At 68.5% G+C, this 3,680-nt stretch carries 5 protein-coding genes; 2 read left to right on the forward strand and 3 right to left on the reverse strand.

All coding sequences use genetic code 11. The features are described from left to right. Window positions 1-379: hypothetical protein (locus AC1DZ6_RS21200; protein ID WP_477099112.1), on the reverse strand; the 379-nt coding region annotated here is incomplete at its 3' end. 100 nt (window positions 380-479) lie between these two features. Continuing rightward, window positions 480-1,466 (reverse strand): DUF6807 family protein, encoded by a 987-nt coding sequence (locus AC1DZ6_RS21205; protein WP_477099113.1) that lies wholly within the window; start codon window positions 1,464-1,466, stop codon window positions 480-482. A gap of 170 nt (window positions 1,467-1,636) precedes the next feature. On the opposite strand from AC1DZ6_RS21205, the gene AC1DZ6_RS21210 reads away from it, so the two are divergent. Further along, window positions 1,637-1,873 carry a DUF2171 domain-containing protein gene (locus tag AC1DZ6_RS21210; RefSeq protein WP_477099114.1) on the forward strand — a complete coding sequence of 79 codons (237 nt, stop codon included), beginning with the start codon at window positions 1,637-1,639 and terminating at the stop codon, window positions 1,871-1,873. Window positions 1,874-1,965: 92 nt separating this feature from the next. Next, window positions 1,966-2,607 (forward strand): glutathione S-transferase family protein, encoded by a 642-nt coding sequence (locus tag AC1DZ6_RS21215; RefSeq protein ID WP_477099115.1) that lies wholly within the window; start codon window positions 1,966-1,968, stop codon window positions 2,605-2,607. A 10-nt stretch (window positions 2,608-2,617) separates the two neighbouring features. Here AC1DZ6_RS21215 and AC1DZ6_RS21220 read toward each other — a convergent pair. Beyond that, a partial coding sequence (locus AC1DZ6_RS21220) for a PepSY-associated TM helix domain-containing protein (RefSeq protein WP_477099116.1) occupies window positions 2,618-3,680 on the reverse strand: 1,063 nt, incomplete at its 5' end.

Raw genomic sequence — 3,680 nt, forward strand, 5'->3', positions numbered from 1 at the left:
CGTCATAGATGGGCTCGGCGGCCCAATCGGCGGAGAGACGCGCCGCGCCATGATTGTTGACGCAGGCGGTGAACTTGGTCACGGCGCCTCGGCCCCAATCCATCGTTCCCTTGATCTCGGTAGGATAGGGTCCCACGGCCTTCTCGTTGATCGCCGGAGCCCCGACCACGCCGTGGCGAAGRTCCCAGTGTTCCGCCGAAAGATAGGAGCCGTCCGTGGGTTCGACATAGGCGACCCAGCGGCTGCCCTCGATGGCGGTGCAAGGGTTGGCGGTCGGCAGGGCGACCTTTGGTTTGGCCACGGCGTCAGCGCTGACGGCGGGCGCGGCCAGCGCCAGACCGGCGCAGGTCGCCAGCAGTCCCATCACGATGCGTGTCATGTTCGTCCCCTCGGCGCTCACCGACGGGCGTCGATGCATGCAGCGTCCAAGAGGCTGCATGCAAAACGATACTATGGCAATATTAAACTCATAGATTGCATCACTTTGCCTTCCTCGGCTTGGTCGGAGTCGCCGGCCGCAGGATCAGCGTCGATTGCAGTCGCAGGGTCTCGCCCTTCTTCAGCACGAACGGCGCCCGTCCAGGGAAGACGCAGTTCTGCATCGACAGTTCCTTGCGCAGGATCCAGCGGGTGATCGGCGCGCCGTTGGCCTTGCAGGCGAGGCCAACCGTCCAGGCGGGCGAGCCGCCGCCGGGCGTCCAGGCAAAGCCCATGGCCTTGCCGGCCTCGACCGGCTCCACGGCCGGGACCACCGTCTTGCCGCCCGAGCCGAAGGTCAGGCGATCGGGCTTGATCAGCCGCACCGAGAACCCGCCGTAGCCCTTCACGTCGTCGCTGCCGCCCAGCCCCAGGGTGTCGCTGCGGGCGGTGATCACCGTGTCGAAGTCGATCCGCCGCGCGCCGTCCTTCAGCGGATAGACGCGGACCTTGGTGGTCTCGCGCGCCACATAGTTCACTTCCGGCGCCGAATTGACGATCCAGTCGGCATTGACCACCAGGGTCCCGCCGCCGGCGCTGTCGCTCTTGAAGCGCTTTTCGCGGACGTGGAACGTCAGGCCCTTCATGAACCAGCCGTCGGCGACGGTCTTGCCGTCGACCAGCACCTGGTGCCAGCTCCAGAACGCCCCGCGCTGGTGCAGGTGGTCGGCGGGGCGATCCTCGGTCAGCACCGTGCCGTCGGGCGCCGAGATCGGATGGACGTAGTTCACCCGGCCCGGCTCGTGCGGATCGGCCGGGGCCGTGCGGTAGAACAGCACGCTCTTGCCGCCGTCGGTGATCGTCACCCCTTCGGCGGCGAACACCGCGTCCACCCGGGGCAGGGGCGTGACGGGCGGAGCCGGCGGGGTTTCGGGAGCCGCGGGCGGGGTCGCGGCGGGCGCGACCTCGGCGGTCTGGGCCCGGGCGGCTCCAGCCCAGGCCGTGGCGCCGGTCAACGCGATCAGGGCGGCGGCGAGCGGTCGGATCATCGTGTTTCCCTTTGGGCGGTCGCCCGAGTGATAGCCAGGAACGCGACCCACGCAAAGTCGCAACCTTGACTAGAACATAAAGCGAACGTTAACCCGCCGCAAGCCTCCGGGAAACTGCGCCGCGGCCTCGCCCGTTTGCCTGCGGAACGTTCATCAACAGGAGGAACATCATGATCGACGCCACGCAAATCCGCGAACATCTGGAAGTGGTCGGTTCGGACGGCGGGCACGTCGGCCGGGTGGACCATGTGGTCGGCGGCGAGATCGAACTGGCCAAGCTGGATCTGGGCGGCGGCTTCAAGCACCACCTGATCCCGATCACCTGGGTCGACCATGTCGATGATGACGGGGGGCACCTGAACCTGACCAAGGACGACGCCAAGGCCCGCTGGCGCGAGAAGCACTAGGCCGTGCGACGCCCGGCGTTCGCCGCACGGCGATTGACAGCCGAACCATGCTGACCGATCCCTCGCCCTAAGACGGGTGAGGGATCTTTCGCATGTACCAGCTCTATTACAGCCCCAGCACGGCCAGCCTGGCCGCGCACTGGATGCTGATCGAGATCGACGCGCCGTTCGAGCTGGTCCTGACCGACACGGAGACCGGCGCCCAGAAGCACCCCGACTATCTGAAGCTCAATCCCAGCGGCGTGGTGCCGACCCTGATCGTCGATGGCGCGCCGGTCTGCGAGGTTGCGGCGATCCTGATGCTGCTGGCCGAACGCCACGCCGACAAGGGTCTGGCCCCGGCCGTGGGGGCGCCCGGGCGGGCCGCCTATCTGCAGTGGATGGTATATCTGACCAACACCGTGGTTCCGGCCTTCCGGGTCTGGTTCTATCCCCACGAGCCGGCGGGCGAGACGGGGACCCAGGCGGTCGCCGCCGTGGCCCGGGCCAAGATCGAAGGGATGTGGGACCGTATCGACGCTCACCTGGCCGCTCAATCGGGCGCCTACATGCTGGGCGAGCGGCTGTCGGCCGTGGATTTCCTGGCGACCATGTTGATGCGCTGGTCCCGAAATATGCCCAAGCCGGCGACGACCTGGCCCAACATCGCCCGCTACCTGGCCCGCATGCGCGCCATGCCGTCGCTGCGCGAGGTCCATGCCCGCGAGGGGCTGACCGACTGGATCGACGGCTAGGTTTCCTGAACTAGACGGGGGCCCGCGCCAACGGCTTGCGCCACGGCGAGATAGCCGCCGCCAGCGCCAGCAGGGTCAGGTTCACGCCCAGCGACACGCCGCTGAACGTCAGCCCGCCGAACCGCGCGGCCTGCACCACCACGACCGCCGCCAGAGCCACGCTGGTGGCGATCCGTAGGCTGACGATCCAGAACCGGATGTCCTTCACCGCCACGGCGGCGGCGACCAGCACGGGCAGCGGGGCCCAGAAGACCCAGACCGGCGAAACCTTGAGCGCCAGCCACAGGGCGGCCGACAGGGCCAGGGTCGCGGCCGAGCCCCAGACGATCACCGCCCATGCCTTTTCCAGGCGCTCGGCGGGACGCCCCCGGTCGCGGCGACGGGTCAGCCAGATGGTCACGCCGCTGCTGGTCACCACACACAGGGCCACGCCCAGCAGGCCGTAGGCGATCTTGACCGGCAGGCCGCCGAACGAGCCGAAGTGCAGCGGATAGGACGAAGCGAAGATCTGCTTGCCCAGGCCGTCGTCCGACAGGCCCAGCTTGTGGGTCATGCGGCCCTGGACGTCGAACGTGTAGCGCTCGGCGTAGATCAGCCGCTTGGGCATGGCCGCGTTGACCTCGACCATCTGGCCCTTGGTGCCCAGGGCGGTCAGCGAGATCAGGGCCGGCTTCAGGTCCGGCTTGTCGTCGAACCACGCCAGGGTCGCGACCATGTCGGGGAAGGGGGCGGGCGTCGGGTCGGCCTTGGGGACCGAGCCGTAGATCGGGGCCGTCACCTTGGCCATGTCGCCCTTGGTCGTCACCCCGGCCACGGCGAACAGCAGCAGGGTGGCCAGGCCGATATAGGCGCCGGTCCAGGCGACCACGAAGTGGAAGGGCGCGCCCCAGACGCTGAGCCGGTTGTGCAGGTCGGCCTGGGACAGCCGCTTGGCGCCGGCCCAGCGGAAGGCGAAGGCGTCGCGGAAGATCTTCGGGTGGGCCAGGAAGCCGGAGACGATCAGGCCGGTCAGGGCCGCGCCGATCAGGCCCACGACGATCAGGCCCAGGGTCTCGGGCAGGTGCAGATAGAGG

It is taken from the genome of Caulobacter sp. P1_B12_2, from assembly GCF_056406675.1.

Bases quoted from the DNA above. Each gene is read 5' to 3' on its own strand.
- AC1DZ6_RS21205 (WP_477099113.1), bottom strand. From the start codon at position 1,466: ATGATCCGACCGCTCGCCGCCGCCCTGATCGCGTTGACCGGCGCCACG.
- AC1DZ6_RS21210 (WP_477099114.1), top strand. From the start codon at position 1,637: ATGATCGACGCCACGCAAATCCGCGAACATCTGGAAGTGGTCGGTTCG.
- AC1DZ6_RS21215 (WP_477099115.1), top strand. From the start codon at position 1,966: ATGTACCAGCTCTATTACAGCCCCAGCACGGCCAGCCTGGCCGCGCAC.